The organism is Novipirellula sp., assembly GCF_041583735.1.
Classification (GTDB): domain Bacteria; phylum Planctomycetota; class Planctomycetia; order Pirellulales; family Pirellulaceae; genus Novipirellula.
The window spans coordinates 1-3,657 of record NZ_JBFHFD010000778.1; the positions used below are offsets into that span (position 1 = coordinate 1).

The 3,657-nt window shown below is 54.0% G+C and carries 3 protein-coding genes; 2 read left to right on the plus strand and 1 reads right to left on the minus strand.

The window, feature by feature from the left end; all coding sequences use genetic code 11:
* Positions 1 to 217 (plus strand): UvrB/UvrC motif-containing protein (locus ABX962_RS32560; RefSeq protein ID WP_372725861.1); only part of this gene is annotated, 217 nt, incomplete at its 5' end.
* Between the two features lie 494 nt (positions 218 to 711).
* A complete protein-coding gene (locus tag ABX962_RS32565) occupies positions 712 to 1,857 on the plus strand; it encodes a sialidase family protein (protein WP_372725862.1) in 1,146 nt (381 codons plus the stop codon).
* A 13-nt stretch (positions 1,858 to 1,870) separates the two neighbouring features.
* On the opposite strand, the gene ABX962_RS32570 is transcribed toward ABX962_RS32565, so the two are convergent.
* Positions 1,871 to 3,304, minus strand: coding sequence for a sigma-54-dependent transcriptional regulator (locus ABX962_RS32570; protein WP_372725863.1), 1,434 nt, complete (start codon positions 3,302 to 3,304; stop codon positions 1,871 to 1,873).
* Between the last annotated feature and the right edge of the window lie 353 nt (positions 3,305 to 3,657).

Consider the following 3,657-nt stretch of genomic DNA (forward strand, 5'->3'; position numbering starts at 1 on the left):
ACTCGAGCGAGAGATGTTGTCAGCCGCCGAGGATCTCGAGTTCGAGCGAGCCGCATCGCTACGTGACCGCGTCCTGCAACTAAAAGAGAACATCGGCAAACCCATCTCGGAAGTCGAGTTCACAAACAAGAGCGAAGCGACCGGAATCCAAAAGAAACGCCGCAAAGGGGTCAAGGGAGCTGGCCGTAAAAACGTCCCCCGTCCCAACCGTGGCTAAGCGAATCTTCACCAAGCAGTTAAAAGCAATCGGGCTGACCCTGAATGGCTAAAACGTGGGTGTCCATGGTATTCCGTTTGCGCAGGGTTTTGTTTTGATGCTTCGTTGTGATAGCGACGGCAGACGCTAGCCCAATGCCATCTACTTTGGGTAGCGGCTCGCGCCGCTCCGCTGAAAAAGCCATCCGGTTACGGCGAAAGCAGATGGCATTGGGCGTTAGCCCAGGACGCGAGTCCAGGGGGTTTCGGCCGTCGCTGTTTTTTCGTTCAGTGTATAGACTACCGGTCTAAAACGGTCGCTTTCACGCGGGCGACTCGTTAAAATCAACCGGCCGTTGGTTGCATCACGGTTCGTCGACCCCGCGACGTTTGCCCACTTGCATCGAACTGGCCCGCAGTTACGCAATCGCATCTTGGCGTCTTTACTTCACAGTGAATCTGGCGTGCTGTTATTTTGTTAGCTGAACATATCCGAGAGACTTCGTGAGGCATGCAGTGAAATTTGTATTGAGCCATGTATTGATGTTCGCCTGTCTGGTGCCATGTGCGACGATGGCGTTTGGCGGAGACCCCGATGATTTGCCGACGATTGATCTTTCCGAGGAAACCGAGCGTCAACTCGTGATCGCCGAGGGCACGCCGCAGACCTACCAGGGACATCCCACGACACTAAAGCTACCCGGCAGCGACACGCTCTTTTGTGTGTGGTGCATTAACCATGGCGGCGCGGCCGGACCGATGGCGCGTAGCGACGATGGAGGACGAAGTTGGGTGCGTCTTGATGCCTCGTTACCCCCTGGGTTTTCGACGCATCAGAATTGTCCCAGTATTTATCGAATGGTGGACGCTGAGGAAGTCGCGCGGTTGTGGGTGTTTTCGGCCGCGCTCGGAAAACGCGGAGGCCCCGGGATGCCGAGTATCATGAGTGAAGACGAAGGCAAAACGTGGAAAGAAATGCCGCCGCTCGGCTTTCCCTGTGTGATGACCTTCAGCAGCATTATTCGTCTACAAGACGGACGCTATCTCGGGCTCTATCACAAAGGCCCCGATGGGCAAGATCGAACGCCGCTCAGTGTGTTACAGTCGATCACCGCGGATGGAGGCCTGACTTGGTCGGAACCCAAAGTGGTCGCCGCAGTCGATGGCAAAAACCCGTGCGAACCTTTTCTGCTACGTTCACCCGATGGAAAGGAATTGTGTTGTTTGATGCGAGAAAATACACATACCAGTCACAGTTTGATGATGTTTTCTCGTGACGAAGGAGAAACCTGGAGCGAACCTGTCGATACCGCGTGGGGACTGACTGGCGATCGGCATATGGGAGTCCAGGCCCCCGATGGACGCTGGGTCATCGCATTTCGCGATCAAGCGCCGCAAAGCAAAACTAAAGGACACTTTGTGGCTTGGGTGGGCAGCTATGACGACATTAAAAAAGGGCGTCCCGGCCAGTACCGGATCAAACTACTGCATAATCATGCGAAAAATGTTTTTGACTGCGGTTATCCCGGACTCGAGTGTTTGAGCGACGGAACCCTCTACGCAACAACCTATATCAAGTATCGTCCGGGCCCCGAAAAACACTCGGTTGTCAGCACTCGTTTTCAGCTGTCGGAAATCGACAACCGTGTGAATTCGCAGTGAGGCGATCGAAGCGTTAGTTTGCGTATTGCAGACGTGGGTCATCCAAGCCGAGACGCTTCATTTTTTTGTAAAGCGTCGTGCGGTTGATGTCCAGCGCGTCCGCAGTGGCGGCTCGATTCCAGTGATGGCAGCGCAGCGATTGCAGGATGATTTCTCGCTCGGGTACTTCTAAAGCTTCACGCAATGTTTTGCCGTCGACTTGACCGATCGCGTGGTTGACGCGGTTGGTGGGATTGGTCGTAGGACTGGAAAAGGCCACGTCGGATGTTCGCCCTGTCACTTCGGGTGGCAGATCCTCGACCGTCAATATTGAACCTCGGCCAAGCAGGACGGCACGCTCGACAATGTTCTCGAGTTGACGTACGTTCCCCGGCCAACCGTAGCTTTGTAAAGCCGCAATGGCCTCGCGGTCAAAACCTTCGATCTCGCGACCGCACGATTCCGCAGCTTCGGTGAGAAAATGGTCCACCAACAATGTGACGTCGCCGGGACGTTCTCGCAGCGGTGGCAAAACAATGTTCACTACGTTGATTCGGTAGTACAAATCTTGCCGGAACGCACCACTTGTTACCGCACCGGTCAGGTCTTCGTTGGTGGCCAAGATCACACGAGTGTCGACCGAATGCGTTTCGTTGCCTCCGAGCGGCTCGAATTTGAATTCTTGTAACACGCGTAACAGCTTGACTTGCATTGCCGGAGTTGCCGTCGCGATTTCGTCCAAGAACAGCGTGCCGCCGTCTGCCATGTCGAACTTGCCAGGCTTGTCATGGTTGGCTCCCGTGAACGCACCTGAAACGTGACCGAACAATTCACTTTCGAGCAGTGTGTCCGGTAATGCCCCACAAGCAACCTCGACAAAGGGCCCGTTTCGCCGCGAGCTACGAGCGTGAATGGCTCGGGCAATCATGCTTTTCCCCGTGCCGTTTTCGCCCGTGATTAAAATCGAAGCTCGCGCGTCCGCCACGCTGTCGATGACATCAAATACCTTTAGCATGCGATAATCGTGACTGAGGATGTTCTCCATCCCGCTGCGGCGATCTAACTGCAAACGCAGCGTCTCGTTCTCTTGAGCAATCTTTCGCTGCTCGACCGCGCGTTCGATCGCCAAGGTCAATTCGTCATCGATCAACGGTTTCGTCAATAGATCAAATGCACCCGCACGGACCGCTTGAACCGCCGTGTCCGGAGTCGCGTAGCCGGTGATCACCAGCACGGAGGTGTCCGGATATTGTTTTTTGGTGTAGCCGATCAAATCGAATCCGTCGTCCGCTCCGAGACGAAGATCGGTAATCACCAAATCAAATTTTTGCTTTTTCAGCGCCGCTTTGGCTGCCGTCAATGTTCCCGCCGTCTCAACATGATTGGACATCTCACGTAACCACTGCGCCATGGAATCGGCGAGGTGTTGGTCGTCGTCGACTAACAGGATCGATGCAGATGCGCTCATGATGATTTGTAGATCGAAGGGCGTGAGACGGGATTGGCTATGAGAACGGCCGCCATACCGTTCAAGGTATGCCAGCGGTGATGTCGTACAAAATCAGCAGTTTCCGGTGATGCGGAACAACACAGGTATCTAGGTCACCATTAAGATCCGGTCAAATAAGTGCAAATACGCGCACCAAGGGGCCTACGGCAATCCGAAGCCCCACTTTTGGTGTGGTTTTTTGCTCCGTTCTGACTGTAAGTGCTTTTTTATCAATGCTTTAGCGAATAAAGTGGGCTAGTGTTGAGTACACAAACAGTGAACAATCGTCGACATCACAAGTTCTACAGCACGTTCACAATCATCGTTTTTCT